The organism is Prevotella heparinolytica (assembly GCF_002998535.1).
GTDB lineage: Bacteria > Bacteroidota > Bacteroidia > Bacteroidales > Bacteroidaceae > Bacteroides > Bacteroides heparinolyticus.
This window is the reverse complement of sequence record NZ_CP027234.1, coordinates 192,807-210,923: the sequence shown is the minus strand read 5'-3', so window position 1 is coordinate 210,923 and position 18,117 is coordinate 192,807. Positions and strand designations below refer to the sequence as shown.

The 18,117-nt window shown below is 40.4% G+C and carries 14 protein-coding genes; 13 read left to right on the top strand and 1 reads right to left on the bottom strand.

The features are described 5' to 3' along the window. The first annotated feature begins 785 nt into the window (after positions 1–785). The 13 genes from C3V43_RS00800 to C3V43_RS00740 all read left to right on the top strand — a co-directional run bounded on the left by C3V43_RS00800 (position 786) and on the right by C3V43_RS00740 (position 15,676). Positions 786–1,007, top strand: a complete 222-nt coding sequence (locus C3V43_RS00800; RefSeq protein ID WP_106068188.1) for a DUF6140 family protein — start codon at positions 786–788, stop codon at positions 1,005–1,007. Between the two features lie 62 nt (positions 1,008–1,069). Then, positions 1,070–2,863: a dynamin family protein gene (locus tag C3V43_RS00795; RefSeq protein WP_106068187.1), complete on the top strand. Its 1,794-nt coding sequence runs from the start codon at positions 1,070–1,072 to the stop codon at positions 2,861–2,863. Positions 2,864–2,874: 11 nt separating this feature from the next. Further along, complete coding sequence (locus C3V43_RS00790) at positions 2,875–3,264, top strand: hypothetical protein (RefSeq protein ID WP_129588718.1); 390 nt, start codon at positions 2,875–2,877, stop codon at positions 3,262–3,264. After that, a complete protein-coding gene (locus tag C3V43_RS00785) occupies positions 3,261–4,991 on the top strand; it encodes a dynamin family protein (protein ID WP_106068185.1) in 1,731 nt (576 codons plus the stop codon). Before C3V43_RS00790 ends, C3V43_RS00785 begins: the two co-directional genes overlap by 4 nt. A 175-nt stretch (positions 4,992–5,166) precedes the next feature. Continuing rightward, positions 5,167–7,272 (top strand): dynamin family protein, encoded by a 2,106-nt coding sequence (locus tag C3V43_RS00780; RefSeq protein WP_106068184.1) that lies wholly within the window; start codon positions 5,167–5,169, stop codon positions 7,270–7,272. A 236-nt stretch (positions 7,273–7,508) separates the two neighbouring features. Continuing rightward, a complete protein-coding gene (locus C3V43_RS00775) occupies positions 7,509–9,173 on the top strand; it encodes an IS1182 family transposase (protein WP_106068183.1) in 1,665 nt (554 codons plus the stop codon). After that, complete coding sequence (locus C3V43_RS00770) at positions 9,163–9,744, top strand: hypothetical protein (RefSeq protein WP_235655869.1); 582 nt, start codon at positions 9,163–9,165, stop codon at positions 9,742–9,744. The genes C3V43_RS00775 and C3V43_RS00770 overlap by 11 nt, the downstream gene beginning before the upstream one ends. A 173-nt stretch (positions 9,745–9,917) precedes the next feature. Beyond that, positions 9,918–11,087, top strand: a complete 1,170-nt coding sequence (locus C3V43_RS00765; RefSeq protein WP_106068085.1) for an IS4 family transposase — start codon at positions 9,918–9,920, stop codon at positions 11,085–11,087. A 101-nt stretch (positions 11,088–11,188) separates the two neighbouring features. Then, positions 11,189–11,851 (top strand): hypothetical protein, encoded by a 663-nt coding sequence (locus C3V43_RS00760; RefSeq protein ID WP_106068182.1) that lies wholly within the window; start codon positions 11,189–11,191, stop codon positions 11,849–11,851. Positions 11,852–11,996: 145 nt separating this feature from the next. Next, positions 11,997–12,647: a hypothetical protein gene (locus C3V43_RS00755; protein ID WP_106068181.1), complete on the top strand. Its 651-nt coding sequence runs from the start codon at positions 11,997–11,999 to the stop codon at positions 12,645–12,647. A 122-nt stretch (positions 12,648–12,769) separates the two neighbouring features. Further along, complete coding sequence (locus tag C3V43_RS00750) at positions 12,770–13,855, top strand: IS110 family RNA-guided transposase (RefSeq protein WP_106040569.1); 1,086 nt, start codon at positions 12,770–12,772, stop codon at positions 13,853–13,855. Between the two features lie 498 nt (positions 13,856–14,353). Beyond that, entirely contained in the window at positions 14,354–14,737 is a 384-nt protein-coding gene (locus tag C3V43_RS00745) for a hypothetical protein (protein WP_129588717.1), read from the top strand. Positions 14,738–14,749: 12 nt separating this feature from the next. Next, positions 14,750–15,676, top strand: coding sequence for a WYL domain-containing protein (locus C3V43_RS00740; protein WP_106068179.1), 927 nt, complete (start codon positions 14,750–14,752; stop codon positions 15,674–15,676). A gap of 175 nt (positions 15,677–15,851) precedes the next feature. Here C3V43_RS00740 and C3V43_RS00735 read toward each other — a convergent pair whose 3' ends face one another. Beyond that, the gene (locus C3V43_RS00735; protein ID WP_235655892.1) at positions 15,852–17,996 is read right to left on the bottom strand and encodes a DUF5686 family protein; all 2,145 of its coding nucleotides are present in this window, start codon (positions 17,994–17,996) and stop codon (positions 15,852–15,854) included. Positions 17,997–18,117: the final 121 nt, after the last annotated feature.

The window sequence follows — 18,117 nt, the reverse complement described above, 5'->3', positions numbered from 1 at the left end:
TTCTGAAGAGGGTGGCAGGCTGAAAGAGAGGCGGCTTGATTAATGTAAAGAATTATCACTAAATTATTCCACCGAAAGACGCTTCCGATGCCAAAATCTGCGCCGTGAGCATTTATACCTATGGAGCAAAGTCTCACGCCTTATCTTTGAGGTGAAACTTATAAAGCCAACTTTATTCCAACGCATGGGCAAAGATGTAAAATGCGGCAAAGAAGAATATGAGAGCTAATTTATTTGATTTTAATACACATCCTGACAATTTATGGCAGGATATGCCTCTAATTTTGTCCTCACAATTATACGACAGACAAAGTTGTATCATTGATGTAGACAGTGTTCTTTGTACATGGTTATAAGGACTAAAGAAAAAGCAAGCAGTATTCTGATATTTTCTTCTCTTTCATAACGTCTTTTACGAAAAGTTTGTTACCTTTGCATGTAACAAACCGAAGAGCGTGAGAGCACGTTACCGAAGGTGTTAAAAAAATATTGAACGTTGTGGGCATATTACTCTGAAAGTCGAAGTCTGGTAAACATCGTTTTTTAGTCAAGAGTAAATAAGTCCAAGCACCGTTCACCCCTGATGGGCGTGAATCTGCTTGCTTATTTCTTTGACAAAGGTTTACCAGAGCCTGACTTACGAGGAATAATGCGAAAGCGTGATTCACGCTTTTCTTATTGCCCCATACCATATATCAATTATCAAATGCTGAAAGAGATAGGACTTTGATAGGAAAAACATAGAATTTTAATTTATGAATATAATTTGTTAACGCACTATTATTATGGCACTTTATCGCATTACAGTAAAAACACCTGCCCGGTCAGCCGGAATGGTCATCGACCCGGGCATGAGCGTTGAGATGGCTACAATGGTTCCCAATCCAGTAACCAACCAACAAGCATCAGAACAATTGAATAGCATCTTCAAAGCTACTTTCGGAGTAGACTTAAAGAAGATGGGATGCATGAATTCCGGATATTTAAAAGTGGATAGAATTAAATAGGCATATTCCACAACATAAGTAAATAGAATAACCCAAATATTATTACAAATAAATCAACTCCCATGAAATATTTTGAAACCCTATCCAGCATTGCTCAATATTTAGAGCTCACTGATATAGAAGCTAAATTAAACGCTATAAAATATCGTGCACAGCAAGAAAACGCCAATATAGTATTACCACTGATTGGGGAATTTAGTTCCGGAAAAACAACTTTAATTAATGCACTCACTGATTGCAAAAAGTTAGAAACCGCCACAAAGCCTACAACCGCTACCATTTATGAAGTTCATTTTGGTTGTGATGTGTGCCATGCAACAATTCTCAATGAGGAATCAGACCATATTGAAGTGTCGAATATTGAAGACTTAAAAAATGAAACATTGGCTGACGCGAAAGTCGTGACTGTTTTCGACACTTCAACCAAGATTCCTTCAACTACTATTTTAGTAGATACTCCGGGGCTGTCTTCACCTGACCCAAAACATAGACAAACTCTGGTTGATTTTCTACCGAAAGCCGATGGAATATTATTAGTTATAGACATAAATCAGCAAATCACGCGTTCTTTGACAGATTTCATCGAAACAATGAAACTATCTCAAAAAACGATCTTTTTGATTCTCACCAAAAGCGATACAAAATCGGAGCAGGATATTGAAGCGGCAAAAGCATATATAAGAAAAGAAAGTCAGATACCTTTTGAACAAATGGCAGCAGTCTCTGCACATAGCAATAAGATGGAGGAATTATATTCCTTACTTGACAATATCCAAAAGAACAAAAAAGAAATAATCAAGCAGGTAGATTCACTAAAGCTGAAGAATATTGCTAAATATCTTATTAATTACATTGACGAACTTATAAAATCATCCTCCTCTGATGATGATTTGGAGAAAGCCATTAGAGAATGTAAATATGAATTGGAAAAAATAAATAGGAATATCGTTAGTTTGGTCGAATCAATGTCGGACGACATTAAAGAACAAGAAAAATCGATTTCCAGAAAATTCGAGGATGATATAACTTTAAAACTAGACAACCTAGTAACAGGCAAGAGCAAGAACCTTGATGCAGAAGCTGTCTCTATCATAAATAATACCGCGACCCTTCTTTTGAATAAATATAAAACCGGGATCCAAACCATTCTCAGTGAGAAGGCATTAAGCCAACGAGGAACAGACAATGAGTTAAAACTCAACTCCTTAAACAATTTAAACCTATCAGAGATGCAGATATCGGGACTGAGCTACAACCTTGACTTGGCCTCCATGGGACACAAATATGATAAAATGATTAAAAACGGACTCATTGCGGCAACTACAGTTGCCACTGTAGCCCTCACCGCTGGAGCTACTGGAGTTGCAGTTGCAAGAAGCGCTGCCTCTACTGTTGCGAGTAAAGCCATTGATATAATTGACACCGCATCTGATGTAGGAAGTATCATTTCAAACAGAAGAACTGTAGATAGAATTAGAAAAACTGTCAGTTTAGCTTCTAAAACCGCTGATCAGTATAACATCATCGACCGTAACCTAACAGCGAACACAAATATGATAGACTCTTTTATTGGTTCTATTACCGAGAAAATGTTATCAAAACCTCAACGTAAGCGCGCCATCCGAGATTATATTGAGAATTCACTTGCGCCTGACTTCAAGGAAAAACTCAATAATATTTCCGACGATTTGGTCTCCAGTATTCGCTTCAATTTGCAAGAAGAAGCTTCGCAAATGATAGAGCAAAAAACAAAAACTCTTAATCAACTAAAATCTGAATATAAAGAAAAGAAAGATAAGTTTGATGAGAGAATTCTTCAACTAAGAAAATATAAATCCTTATTAATGACCCTTTAATCATAATGAAAATGTTAGCTATAATCAGTTCCTTTATTATTGGTGGTGCTATCGGCATTGCAATGAAAGACAAATTGTTCGGATCAGAATCACAAAAAGAAGATAAACAGAGAGAAGTAGACTCTCTCTACGCAGAGAATGAAAAGTTCAGTAAGCGTAACAAAGAGATGAAACGCCAAATCGAAGATTTACTATCCGAGCTCAACAAAGTTCGTAAACAAGCGAAAATCCATGATGATGAAAATGAAAATCTTGAAGATGATTTAGATAAGGCAAAGAAAGAACTTAAAGATCTTCGGCTACAGAACGAGGAGTTGGTGTGCAAGTTAAAAGAATATAGAACAGCTTGTGAGATGCAAGAAATAGAGATTACAAAACTTAAAGAGGGAATGAACATATGATGATAGATGTGCCTACAACAATCATGTTGCTTTTGGCTTTTACAGCAGGTACAATCATCGCACTCATAATAAAAAAAGGCAAAAAAAAGCCTGAAATATCTCAGCAAATAGAAATATTGATGGCTGAGAAAGAATCTTTATTGTCCAAGCTGTCCAGTATAGACAATGAAAGTAACATAAAGGTGAGCGAGATAAAAAAGCAATATGAACTCCTCCTTCAAGAAGCTAATCTGCAATACGAAAAATTAGATAAGCAACTCAAAAATGCTTTAGATGGGATAATTGATGATTCTATCAAAAAACAATTGGCTGAAGTTGAAGAACTAAAGAAGAAAATAAAAGGATTGGAAGAAGAACTTGAAGAGAATGAAGAAGACTTGTCTGAACTTAAAAAGAGAGTAAAAAATAAAGATAATAATATTGCTGATTTACAAAACAGCCTTCATAAAGAGCAAAAAGAATCAAAGTTACTGAACGAGGAGCTTTCATCTGTCAGGCTGGAGCTTGAAGAGAAAGCAGAAGAACTTCATCTCAGAACAAATTCTCTGGTTTTTCTCCAAGAAATTTTATCGGCTAAAGAGAACACTGTTGAAGACATAAAAACCTTATATCTTCAGATTGATACTTTTGAGGCTTTTATCAAAGGACACTTCACTGAGCTGAATGCATTTTTGTATGAGGAAGATAAATCACTCGAATGGAACGGCATTAAGGGCAGAAAGGGTTTCGAAGAGAAAAGAAAATTTTTCATTGATACATTTGACCAATGGGCTTCTACGAAGAGGAAGAGTTGGCTCGATGGTAAAACTACCATCGCCTTTGTCGGTGAATTTTCCGCAGGTAAGACATCCATCATAAATAGGATTCTGTCTCAGGATAATCCAAACATTCCTCAACTTCCGGTTAGCACCAAAGCCACAACCGCTATTCCAACTTACATAGCAGGTGGTCCAACCATATCTTATAGTTTCATCTCAGGCGATGGAAAGCGAAAAACTATTGCAGAGGAAACTTTCAAGAAAGTTTCCAAGGATATCTTAGATCAGGTCAAAGGAGTCTCAGCCCTTATAAAATACTTCGTAATGACCTATAAAAATGCTAATTTGGACGGCTTAAGTATTCTCGATACTCCCGGATTTAATTCTAATGATAGAGAAGATAAGGAACGTACCATTGATGTAATCAATGAATGTGATGCTTTATTTTGGGTATTTGATGTAAATGCAGGTACCGTCAATAGAAGTTCCATCTCCATTATTAAAGAGAAACTAAACAAGCCATTGTATATCGTCATCAACAAAGTAGACACCAAATCGGAATCCGAGGTTCAGAAAGTGGAAGAACTGATAAAAAACACTTTGACCGATGAAGGATTAAGCATCCAACAAGTGATTAAATTTTCTTCGAAAGCACCTCTTGACAAAATAATGCAACCTATTAAGGCTGTGAATAAACTTAAAGTCCGTGATACATTTGTCACAGACGTAGCAGATGACTTGCAGAAACAACTAAACAGCTTTGATGAGAAATTGAAAACCGTCAATAATTCCTACCATCAGGATAAGAAGGAAAGGGAGGAGCTGCTGGATAAACTTCTAGATAATATAAATAAGTTAAAAGATAATTGTGAAGAGATAAAAGAAATGCCTCGGTTGAAAAAACATTTTTGGAGTAGTAATCGCTATGAAATGTCAGAGGAAGAAGGATTTTTTTTAAAGAGCTATTAGAAAAAATAACCGAAGAAGATATTAAAGCATTGGTGAATCATATAGGGCTATGCCTCGAGAAGGTTCAAGATACCCAAAGTGAATACCAAAGTTTATGCAATCTAAAAGCTATTTGGCAAAGGATAAATAGTTGTCATGAATATTACAAACAAGTATCAAAATATTTTTCAAAATTATGACTCAAAATATATTTGAAGAGCCGCAAGGCAAAAAACAAAACTTAATCAACCTTGCAAATAAGGCAGCAGAGTATGGATGGATTCCAAAAGACAAGCAATCTATCTCCTTTGAAAAGAATGGAATTCTTTCTGTGGAAGAGATAAAAGAAAAACTTGAAAAAGACACTCTTACAATTGGCGTAATCGGACAAATGAAGTGCGGGAAGTCCACATTTCTAAATGCTTTTGTTTTTGAAGATGATGTTTTACCTGCAGCAACAACTCCAATGACAGCTGCTCTTTCCGTAATCACTTATGGAGAGAAAGAACATATTATTGCCGAGTTCTATACTAAAGATGAATGGGAAGAACAAAAAATGCAGGCATCCAAAGATGAAAATGATGCAGCAAATAGCCTTGACGAATCTAAAATTAAAGCGGCAAAAGAGTTAGTATCAAAAGCTATAAAATTAGGTTCCTTCTTAGATGGATACTTAGGAAAAACTCAGGAGGATAATTTTAGCAATCTAATTGACTACGTTGGTGCAGACGGTAAGTTTGTGTCAATAACAAAATCAGTTACCATATATTATCCGCACGAATATCTGAAAGGAGTTGAAGTTGTAGATACTCCGGGCTTTAATGATCCTATTGCTTCTCGCGAAGAAAGAACAAAGGCATTTCTGAAAAAAGCTGATGTGGTTATCATGATGCTCTATGCAGGTAGACCTTTTGATGCAACAGACCGTGATATCATCTTCAAAAATGTCCGTCAATGTGGAATAGGAAAAGTATTGGTTGGCATCAACAAATATGATATTCCTTATTGCAATGAAACGAATCCAGAGGATGAAAATCAAATAAAGGAGTATGTAAAGACAGAAATCAAAAAAGCATGTCGTGACTGTAATGACAATACATTGGTCGAAATTCTTAATGATGTTGAGCCAATACCATTGTCTGCCGAAATGGCATTATTGTCTAAGCTCCCAATGAGTAAGATCACTTCAGCAGAAGCACTGGATTTTGCTTTTAGACGCCATTGCTCAAATTTTGGCATTAGCACACAGAGCGATCTGTATCAGTGGAGCCATCTTAAGGATTTTATCACAGCCGTCAAGAATCTTATTGAAAACGAAAAAAACAAGATTCTGTTTGCAAAGCCACTAAATGCAATTATGGCTGCTGGAGGCAAGATGAAGTCTGACAATGATAGCGAATTGAGATTATTAAACAGCAAGATAGAACTTCTCATGATGCCGGATTCAGAAATTAATGATAAGGAAGAAAAGCTTGCGAAAGCAAACAAGCGTATTTCTAAAAAAATAGATTTATTGGGTGAAGATTTGGATGCAGATATTCAAGAACTTGTTCGTAAAGGCAAAAACGAACTTGAAGATATCGTAGATAAATCATGTGAACAATTGAGAGGAATCGTTCGCAATAAGTGGGACCTAACGAAGAGTTTTGAAAGCATACGACCTAGTATGGATGCCGAATTACAGAAGTTATTTACTCGAGATCTCAAAAGAGCCACAGAAAAATTAGCTAACGAAGGAAAGAAGAAAATCATACGTAACATTAACGATTTCTTTGCTGACACAGAAGATTTGTTGATGCGCTATTTGCCCGATTTTGAATCAAAAGATTTTGTCAAGTCCACTCAAAGTAAGATTAAAATGGATATAGAAGAAACAGATTTATTCTCGTTTGACTCTGAGTCAGATGAATCCAACTACGGATTTGGAGACTTCGTTCGGAGATTCCTAAATAGGGTATCTTTGGGCCTTTCCTCTACGTTGAACAATATATTTAAGCATGAAGAGAATGTGAAGGAAATTAAAAAGGAAATCAATGGTATAAGTCGTGATTTTGATCCAAAGCCGTATCTTGAAACAGCTTTTGCTAGCAAAAAAACTATTATTAAGTTTGTTAAGAGTAGATTCATTACAGAACTGATCGAACCTCTTCAGCTGCAAATTGAAGAAATACGCTCTAAGAAATACGATAAAGAAAAAGAGCTTGAAGAAGCCCGAAAGAAACAGGAAGAAATGAAGATATTAAAAGAGAAAATCATGGAGCAACTTGAAGTAATCACGCAAATGAAGCAAGATATTGCTTAAATATCTACATCGAATAACCAAGTAAAAAAGGCTCAGAAAACTCTTTCTCAGAAATGTATCAGAGTAAAAAAGAGTTTGACTACAAAAAGTTTTTTAGCAACAATGAATATACCATCTTCTTGAGGGTGTGTCAAAATAGACACATCCTCTTTTTTTGCACAAAGCCCCGACTTTCTCAAGCCAGGGCTTTGCTATTTCCTAAAGTTTTTGTAACTTTAGGCATACAAAATTACGTTATGTCAAAGTTACACTTTCGCCCTTACACTTGCAACCAAACGGTGCTTTTTCCACAACGGCTTGATGAAAATATTGCGGAGAACGACCCTGTCCGCATGGTCAACGCCATTGTTGACGGTCTTAATTTGGATAATTTCCGCAAGCTCTACAAGGAAAGCGGTCGTAGTCCATACCACCCGAAGATGATGCTCAAGGTTATCCTCTATGCCTATATGAATAATATCTATTCTTGCCGCAAGATAGAGCAATTGCTCCTGCGTGACATACACTTCATTTGGCTTGCAGGATATGAGAAACCTGATTTTATTACTATCAACCGATTCCGTAATCGTGTCAAGGACGAACTCAACAATGTATTTACCCGGTTGGTTCTTCTGCTCGCGGAGCGTGGCTTTGTAACGCTCGATGTGGAATATATCGATGGTACGAAGATAGAGTCAAAAGCCAACAAATACACTTTTGTATGGCGCAGGACAATAGAAAAGAATCGCACTAAACTGATAGAGAAGATACGCATCCTCCTGCAGCAGGTCGATGATACCATTGCGCAAGAGAAATCCTCGGAGAAAGAGCATGTGGAGTTCACGCCCGCAACATTGAGCGAACTGTCTGCCGAACTTAGAGAAGCCCTTGCCACGCCCCCTGCCGCTACCACCAAAGAAGAGAAAGCACAGTGCAAGAAAAAGGAGAAACAGATAAAGGAACTGGATAAGTACCGTGAGAAACTGCAGGAGTATGACAGCCGTCTTGAACAGATTGGCAGTCGCAATTCCATGTCCAAGACAGACCCTGACGCCACGTTCATGCACATGAAAGAGGATGCCATGAACAACGGGCAGACCAAGCCCGGCTATAATCTCCAGATAGCGACGGAGAACCAGTTCATCACCGACTTTGCCCTGTTTCCCAATCCCACCGACACGCTCACGTTTATCCCCTTTATGGATTCTTTCTTCCGGCGCTATCACCGTCATCCTTCCACCGCCGTTGCCGACTCGGGGTACGGCTCGGAGGAGAACTACCGTTTCATGGAGGATGCCGGCGTGGAGGCATACGTCAAGTACAACCGTTTCCACATGGAACAGCGTCCACATTATACACCGGCCCCGTTCCATCAGGACAGCCTGTACTATAATAAGGAGGAGGATTATTACGTCTGTCCCATGGGGCAGCACATGGAGCGCGTCGGGACAACCCGTGGAAAGACCGCAGGCGGATACCTCACCGAAAGCGCACGCTACCGGGCGCAGAACTGCAAAGGATGCCCGCTCAGATGCAGATGCTACGGGGCAAGGACGGACAGACGCATCATGGAGGTCAACCACAGGCTGAACGAATACAAGGGAAAGGCACGGGAAAGGCTCACTTCCCGGGAAGGCATCAGGCACAGGGGACGGCGGTGCATTGAACCTGAAGCCGTCTTCGGACAGATGAAGTTCGATATGGCATACCGACGCTTCCGGCACTTTGGAAAAGACAAGGTTTTGATGGACTTTGCCTTCTTCGCCATGGCCTTCAACATCAAGAAAATGTGCGCAAAGATGCTCAAGGGGGGGATATCGGGGCTGTCAGACGCATTTACAGCCTTGATTTGTGTCCTGATACGCCTTTTCCGGCCCAATGGAGGCCGTCATGGAAGAAAAACAGAGTTGATTGCGGCATAAGGGAAATCGAGCAGGGAAGACGCGAAAAAACAAAAAAAGAGGATGTGTCTATTTTGACACACCCTCAATTTCCGACACCAACATTCCTTCCGGCAACGGCGGCATTAATAAGGAAGGATATACTTATGGGGAACTGCGCCATCAGCCTATTATTCCGGAACTAATGGCGCAGATTACTCACCCTAAAATACGGCAAATGGCGGAAGAGTGCAACAGCCGTAATCGCAAAGAGGGTTTCGCTATGTATAAAGTAGACGGTGAATACTGTTTTTGGGAACTCCGTGTGGGGCCGGTAGTGAAAACGCCAAGTAAAGAGGAGTTACTGAAAATATTCCCGGAGCGCCCTGTGACGGCAAGTGCCATCCGTGCCGTTACCTACGAGATACTTCGCAAAGAAATAGCCCTACAATGCAACATGTCTTTGAAAGAAGCTGCTGAAGCTATCGGTAATCAATTGGATTGTGCGCCCCACGAGGATATTTCCGGGCACATCTTCATGGTGCCCAACTGGGCACACAAATGGTTCCGACATCGCGGATACGTGGCTAAAATATTAAATGGGAAAGAGTAACTGACAAAAAGAAAGGGCAATGGAGCAATACATAATAGATAGGATCACTAGTGGGCACTTTAAATTAAACATCGTTCTTTGAAATCTTTGATAATCGCATAGTTATGTATCTTTTTGTAGCGTGACGATTTGAATTGAAAAGTTGTTTTAGCTTTGTCCAAAAGCTCAAAACAATGAATCAAGGCAAATATATCTTCGCTCAACTTACAGATTTTCTTCCCCGTCGTGTCTTTGACCGTTTGGTAGAGAAGTATTCCGGGAATAAGAAAATCAGAACATTCACCTGTTGGAATCAGATGCTGTGCATGATCTTCGGACAACTGACCGCCCGAGACAGTATGCGTGACCTTATGCTCAGCCTTGAGGCACACAAGAACAAGTATTATCACTTGGGATTCGGTCCAACAGTTAGCCGTACCAATCTGGGGAAAGCAAACCGGAATAGAGATTATCGTATCTACGAAGAATTTGCTTATACCCTGATTGCGGAAGCCCGTAATAGCTACAACAAAAATGACTTCGAGGTGAAAGTTGACGGTAATGTTTATGCCTTTGATTCCTCCACCATAGACCTTTGTCTGAATGTTTTTTGGTGGGCGGAATTTAAGAAACACAAAGGAGGCATCAAACTTCATACCTTGTATGATGTAAAGACTTCCATACCGACAATCGTACTGGTAACCAATGCTAAAGTACATGACGTAAACATGCTGGATGAGTTGAGTTATGAAAAGGGAAGTTTCTATATCATGGATAAAGGATATGTTGACTTCACCCGTTTGCATAAGCTTCACACCAGTGGTGCTTACTTCGTTACACGTGCAAAAGATAATATGAGATTCCGTAGAATGTATTCCCGTGAAGTCGATAAAACAACCGGAATAAAATGTGATCAGATTGGAATGCTTGAAACGTATAAATCGCTCAAAGCATATCCGGACAAACTCCGGCGGGTTAAATACTACGATGAAGAACTGGACAGAGAATTTGTGTTCATCACCAACAACATGGAACTATCAGCAGAGGAAATTGCTTTGCTATACAAGAACCGTTGGCAGGTGGAACTATTTTTCAAATGGATAAAGCAACACCTGAAAGTAAAATCTTTTTGGGGCACCACGATGAATGCAGTCAAGATACAAGTGTACTGTGCCATCATAACATACTGTCTGGTTGCCATTGTCGCTTACAGATTGAAAGTTAACCGTCCAATCTACGAAATTCTACAAATTTTGAGCTTTTCTCTACTGGATAAAACGTCTGTAAGAGAGATACTTACCGATTGCGATTACAAAAATGTCAAAGAACTAAATTATAAACAATTGAAAATCAGATGGGATTAAGTGCCCAGCAGTGAGATAGGATAATAGATTATATTAAAAGCGAGTTAGAACCGGCAACTGATGCCGAACACCATTTAGTAGAGGAGCTGCCTACAGAGAACGTGCGCGAAGTTGAAAAACGGATAGCATTAATCAATGAAAAATACATGTCTGGCAAAACTAAAGAGCATGCCATAGAATGTATCGTTGGGCTAAAATTCCAACGATGGCGCCTAATGAGAGACCAATTTGAGTGGACTGACGAGAATATTGCTCGCATTGCGGCTATGAATGAAAAACTGAAGAAGGCTCTACTCGATATGCGCAGGCAGACTATCGAGGTATATGAATTACTGAAACATTGGCATCGTCGCGATAAGGAATTATCCGTAACAGGAACTCTTTGGGTGGACAAAATGTCATTTGATGGATGGGAACAGGATGAAGAAGTCAGGGATAATCTAGAGGATATACTCAAGAGCGATATCGGCTTAAGCATCTATAAGAATGGTGTGCAGGAGATGCATCTATCAAGTAAGCCTTACCATATGGATACACCGGAAACATACCCAAGTGAACATCAGTTCCTTTATCTGTCTGACGAACTCGACAACTGGGATTTGAACATGGATCGCGAGAAGTCTGCCCACTTAAACTTGGTATATGCTGTTCACAATCTATATGACCACTGTGATTGGGCATTACAAGACCTGCTGAATATCGAGTCGTATGACACGGAGATCAAGATTGAATATCTCAACAAATATGAACCTGATACTAATTAGAGTAGTAAGAACTGTACTTCACTCCAGTATGTGCGATAGTGTTTTTTATCAGTCTAAAGAAAATTTTATAGATACCGACAGACTTTGGCCGAACCAGCTCCTACTTTTGCTTCCATAATCATAAACTTATTAATCTAAAAGAACAATGGAAACAAAAGAAACAATGGAAACCACAGTAAGAGTGGAAAAAGTAGAAGGGAACGAAAATCAGCAGGTCTTGATTATTCCAACCACATGGAAATCAATAAGGATAATACTTTATATCCTATCCGGATTATCTATGGCTTTGCTTTTTGGGGCAAAAATAGATAAAGACGCAGATTTGCTATCTGATGTAGTAGACTTATTGCAAACAGCAGTATCGTTGGCTCTTCCTTTGACTTTATGGGCTTTTATCGACTTTCTTCAAAAGAATTCGATATCAGTCGAAGGCATTAAAATATTCCTATATTCAGCAACCATTATTGGCATAATGATTTTTCTGGAGTATTTTATCATACCGACAGATACGTGGGATATAATCGCTATAGTTATAAATATCATATTGATTTTATCCGGCATAAGTGCGGGATGGAAACTTTATGCCACAAAGAACTATCCCATTAAAGGCATGAAGACAGTGGGAATAACTTTTATGGCGTATGGGTTCCTATCATTTATCTTCATATTCATGATAGATGATGACTTATATTTCAATTTAATAGACGCAAGTATACAGTACTGCGTTATATACTATATGTATGCGGTATTGGAACGTGCAAAAGTATATAACAACAGCAAGGAGGGCACTGTATGAAAAAAGTTCCTATGTTTAAAATCGGAAGTGACGGATAACATAATATAGCCCTAAAAAAGCTATACCATTATAGTTAACTTTGTAAGTGATAACAACAATATTAACTCATAACGATATAGCTTATGAAACGTGTACAAAGTAACACATTAGATTTCAGTGGTCAAAATATTTATGTAGGAATTGATGTCCACCTGAAGAGTTGGTCGGTTGCAATTTTATCAGAGCATAGTGTTCTGAAGCGATTCAGCCAAATTCCGGAACCGGAAGCATTGCACAAGTATCTTGTCAGCAATTATCCGGGCGCCAATTACTTCTCTGTGTATGAAGCCGGATTCTGCGGCTTTTGGATACACGAGAAACTGATGGATTTAGGAATAACCAACATCGTGGTCAATCCAGCCGACGTTCCGACCATGAGTAAGGAAAAACTTCGTAAGACGGATGCCGTGGATTGTAACAAGCTGGCTCGTGAATTACGTTCCGGTTCGCTGGTAGGAATATACGTTCCCAAGGCGGATGTCCTGGAAATGCGCTCTTTGATAAGGATGAGAAACCTGATTGTAAAAGACAGCACCCGTGCGAAGAACCGCATCAAGTCATTGCTTCGTTTTCATGGAGTGGATATACCCGAAGAGTTTACCCGATGCTCGATAGGATGTTGGTCAAAACGTTTCCTGACTTGGCTTCATTCTCTCGAACTCTCAACAGAGTATGGCAAGAAGACTTTGGAACTGCACTTGGAGCAGTTCGTGCGTTTGCGTAAGATGCTTCTTCAGGAAACACGTGCCATCCGTGAGATATCACGTAACGCACCTTTTGAGAGGCCGATACGTCTTCTGACTTCTGTTCCCGGAATAGGCGTTACTACAGCTGCTACCCTGATGGTTGAACTTGACGGTATAGTCCGTTTCAGGAATGAGGACCATCTGGCTTCTTTCATCGGTCTGGTACCCATGTGCCATTCGAGCGGTGAGAGTAACGGCACAGGGGATATAACGGTACGTCGCCATTTCATGCTCCGCTGCCTGTTGGTGGAAGCTGCATGGATTGCAATCCGTAAGGATCCTGCAATGACTGTAGCCTATACGGAATACCGTAAACGTATGAATCCCCAGAAGTCAATCATAAAGATTGCCAGACGGCTTGTAAACAGAATATATTATGTACTCAAACATGAAAAGGAATATATACCGTGTGTTGTCAAATGATACAGAATCCTATAAGGTAAAACAACTTTCTTTTGAGGAAAATACTATCATTACTTTGCGGCTTTGAAGTCCGCTTAAAAAAGTTTGTAATCCTCATTAATGGTTTGACTGATAAAGGAACTTGCAGCCCCTTGTGTGGTGTCTGCTGTGGAAAGTTTGTTTTACCATAGGATTATGGTTAGGTTTTCTTAGCCATATCAGACGATATCAGTAATACAAAAAGAGAGGCGTGTAACCGCCTCCCAAAGTAGCATTACTGCGTACCGTTAGGATGCTTATTGCTGGTAGGTTGCTCCTCAGCAGAGCCTACTTCCTCTTAACATCCTGACAAAAAGATATGAAACTAAAGTTAATTATTAATGAATTATCCAACTTTGTTTGGATTTTAAATGGAAAATATTAATGAAATATGGAATAATGGTATTCATACTATCATTAACCTCTTGTATCTCTCGTCTATCACCGGAGGAAGAAGTGCGAAATACATTCGAAGCATACATGAAAGAGATGCAGACCGGAAATTCACAAGAAGCAGTTCGCAACTTTTGCAGAGGAAAATATAAAGAAACAACAACAAACCTTTTAGGAATGATGGAACTTATGGGGGAAAAGACATCACTGTACAAGGACTATACAGCGATACAAGAGATTGCTTTTCTTCCAGATTATAGCGATGTAGCTATTGTTTTAGCAAATATGAGCAATAATGAACCAATATCCTTTATTTTGCATTTTGATAATTCAGAATCTTGGAAGATATATTATGCCGAAGCAAGTAATCTAATCCTACTTAAGAATTTTATAAATGGCGATCATCTATCAGAATGGGGAATATTCACCATTAGCGATAGTGATATGGAAGATTTAGAAACTATATTTTAAATACGATACTGCATGATTTATAAATACAAATTTTGTTTATGGCTGATTGACACGCTCAGTATACAGCCATTGACCTTACCCGAGATAAAGAAAAAATGGCTATACTCCTCAGCCAATGAAGAGGGAGAGCCATTGTCGGAACGCTCATTCAACCGCTATCGGCGTGAAGCAGAGTCGTTGATGTCGGTCGACATAGAGTGCGACAAACATACGAACCTATACCGCATAGTATATCCCGAGAGCTTTAAAAATCGTGATTTGCAAGAGTGGATATTGAGTGCGTTTAGGCTATCATCTCTGGCAAAAAGGGTGAATCAGCACAAAGAAATCATCATAGAACCTGCACCTCCCTCGGCTTGCCTGCTGCAACACATCATGGATGCCATAGACAAAAAATATGCCATCCGTTTTGTATATAAATCGCATTATCGGGAAGAAAAAAACATTGAGATGATTCCGGCCTTTGTACGTCTCGTCAAACAGCGTTGGTACGTCATAGGAGAGGTGAATGAAAAGAAAATTATTATGACCTGCGCATTAGAGCGGATGAAACAATTGGAAATACTAGAGGATAAAACAGTGAAGATTTCACCGCAAAACCGTCAGGTGCTGAAGCCGCAAACGTATTTTAAACATTGTTTTGGCATTATCCGCCAGTTTGAACCAACAACAATTCGTTTTCGGGCGTTTTGGCCGCAAGACGCTTATATAAAAGACGTGCCGCTTCATCCGTCACAAACAGAAGTAGCACAGACGGAAGAATATACTGATTTTGAAATATATGTGCGCCCCACTTACGACTTGAAGCAAGAGTTTCTTTGGCATCGGGATAAGCTCGCCGTACTTTCTCCGGAATCATTCAAGCAGGATATGATAACCATATTGCAAGCCACGTTGAAAGGATATGAAACAGGGATGAACCATGCAATAGATGAATAAAAAAGCCTATTAACACGGCAGTAGGAAAATAACCCCGAAATGATATAAATAAGCGGATGCCCGTCTCTTGGAGGGCACATGATACGGGATTCATGGATTAGCATCATTTTACGCACTCAAACCATGAATCCTGTTACTCATATTTAAAAAGGCAGCAACCGTTTGGCGCGCTTGTCTATCTGTTGAACAGCTCGAACGTAAACTTACAACCAATCTCCCGATACTTCCAGTTGGCAAATGAGGCAAACACACCAAAGTCGAAGATATGGGTACCAATGCCATAGCCTGCCTCTACATACGGCTTCAGGTGAGGAACAACCAGCGAATTGAGGTAGAGGCGCTCGTTCAGCACATGCTGGGTGTACTTCTTCAAGTGACGAAGCAGAAGAAAGGGAGCTTCGTAAACAAAATGCCCGCGAAGATACTTGCGCGAAGAGTTATACCAACGGCCGTCCAACAACTGGAACACTCCTCCTATGTCATCGCTCCACCCCATCGGAAGATTGGAACGCCGCAGATTGGCAAAGTCGACAAAATAAAGTTCCTCCTGATTGGTAAACTCACCCCAGCCCAACCGCCAATAGATACCGCGCATCAGCCCTAAAGGTATCTGATGCTGCATATCCACCTCGACACGCTCATACGAACTACTGCCTCGCAGCACACTTTTAAGCCCCCGCTCCCAGTCTACGGACAGAGTGGGATATTTGGAATGAAGATTTATCTTGCGGTTACCATTCATATAATAGTATTGTCCCGGAGTCCACGACAGGCGTACATGCGGGGCAAAGCTGTTGTAAGTATGACGAAACTTGGTCAGGATTTCGGGGTCGACGCCCGGCAGGGACGGTGAGCCTCCGGCACCGGTTTGGGCTTGCGAAAGCATCTTCTCATTAAGAACAAATCTGGAACGGTTCACTTCGGTGCGCCGGTGCATGGATACCCCTACTTCCAATGACAGGCCGTTCACTATTTCCCAGCTATGCCGAAAATTGAGATACAAGTCATTGAAATAGTCCAAGTGTATTTGCCTGAAGTCGAAAAGGCTGTCGGGGATGGCTTTCAGTTCATCCAACACGTCGCTGCTGTATATGCGGTTACCGTTGCCCGCTTCCAGATGAAACGCCGCCCGTTTGCGGGGCCAGTAGTCAAAATCAGACCTTACGCGCCAATAAAATAACTTCTCCTTGAAGTTATAGCCGATCCGGGGAACAATACGTAGAAGCCTGTCGCCCTTAAACAGACGATTATACTTGAATTCCTGCCGATATGAAAAGCCATTCTTGCCGTTATAGCTCATCAGGAAAGGATTAATCAACGGCGAACAACGTATGCTTCCCAACTTGTCGAGCTTCACCGTATATCGACTGATCAACGCATCACCTATCTGCCCCCAAAACACCAGCGCTTTATTCTTCGGCTGCTTCTTCCCGACAATCGTATCCCGATGAAGGAAGAAATTTTCGTATAAAGTTCTTTCATGCGAAGTCAGCGGAATGGGGCGCAAGGCGTTGAAGTAGGCTGTATCGCATTGATAAGCGTTGGTGTCGGTAGACAAGGTATAGCAGTCGGACAAATCATACCTGCTTTTCCGAGACGGTTTCCGCACATCCCCCGGTATCTTCTGAATGATGTTTTTATAATCGAGCACCGCTTCGTATGTGCCTTCTATCACATTGCCGAGAAGACGAAAACTTACGTCGATGCCATACTGCAACGGAAGAAATTCATCCGAAGCTCCCACACTCCCCATCTTCACCAAATTATTGAACTTAACCATCTCATTACGCCCGGAAAAACGCATTTCGCGCACACTCCACACGTTGTCGCTCACAATCAGATAGCCGCCTACCAACTGAAAGCTCTTGTATTTCGGTATGAAACGAATTTTATATTGCAGGTTGTGCCTCTCTCCCATCACCGTATCAAGCCGATAGGTATAATACTTCTTCGCATTCGACGCTAAGGGAGAGAGCAACTTGTCATGCAACAAGGTAGAAGCGTAGACATTGATATGGAAGTATTCGGGCAGACGCCCGTCCAGCTCCCAAAACTCGGAAGCAGTGCCCATGCCGGCCTTGACTTTCTGGTCATAGATATTGGGAGCAGTGAAATGCAGGTCGTTATAAGTTTCCATCATATACTCTCTCACCCCACGCTTAGGGCGAAACATGGAAGGAATATAGCGGAGAAAATGATTCTTCTTGCAGATATTCACCCAACCTTTTATATAGAGTTCGGCTCTGTAACTCTCTACAATCCGTTCATATAAAGGGGCAAAGAATATCACTTTACTCATGATGGAATCGGCCGAACGCATCTGCTCATCCGCCGGATAGGGCACACGCTGAGCCTTGACCTCTTGTACAAAAGAAAGCAAGAAGCAAAATCCAATCCATATAAGCAATAAACGTTTCAAATGTAATGTCTTTACATAGATT

Bases quoted from the DNA above. Each gene is read 5' to 3' on its own strand.
- C3V43_RS00795 (WP_106068187.1), top strand. From the start codon at position 1,070: ATGAAATATTTTGAAACCCTATCCAGCATTGCTCAATATTTAGAGCTC.
- C3V43_RS00735 (WP_235655892.1), bottom strand. From the start codon at position 17,996: ATGCGTTCGGCCGATTCCATCATGAGTAAAGTGATATTCTTTGCCCCT.
- C3V43_RS00780 (WP_106068184.1), top strand. From the start codon at position 5,167: ATGACTCAAAATATATTTGAAGAGCCGCAAGGCAAAAAACAAAACTTA.
- C3V43_RS00800 (WP_106068188.1), top strand. From the start codon at position 786: ATGGCACTTTATCGCATTACAGTAAAAACACCTGCCCGGTCAGCCGGA.
- C3V43_RS00755 (WP_106068181.1), top strand. From the start codon at position 11,997: ATGGAAACAAAAGAAACAATGGAAACCACAGTAAGAGTGGAAAAAGTA.
- C3V43_RS00750 (WP_106040569.1), top strand. From the start codon at position 12,770: ATGAAACGTGTACAAAGTAACACATTAGATTTCAGTGGTCAAAATATT.
- C3V43_RS00785 (WP_106068185.1), top strand. From the start codon at position 3,261: ATGATGATAGATGTGCCTACAACAATCATGTTGCTTTTGGCTTTTACA.
- C3V43_RS00765 (WP_106068085.1), top strand. From the start codon at position 9,918: ATGAATCAAGGCAAATATATCTTCGCTCAACTTACAGATTTTCTTCCC.
- C3V43_RS00775 (WP_106068183.1), top strand. From the start codon at position 7,509: ATGTCAAAGTTACACTTTCGCCCTTACACTTGCAACCAAACGGTGCTT.
- C3V43_RS00740 (WP_106068179.1), top strand. From the start codon at position 14,750: ATGATTTATAAATACAAATTTTGTTTATGGCTGATTGACACGCTCAGT.
- C3V43_RS00745 (WP_129588717.1), top strand. From the start codon at position 14,354: ATGAAAGAGATGCAGACCGGAAATTCACAAGAAGCAGTTCGCAACTTT.
- C3V43_RS00790 (WP_129588718.1), top strand. From the start codon at position 2,875: ATGTTAGCTATAATCAGTTCCTTTATTATTGGTGGTGCTATCGGCATT.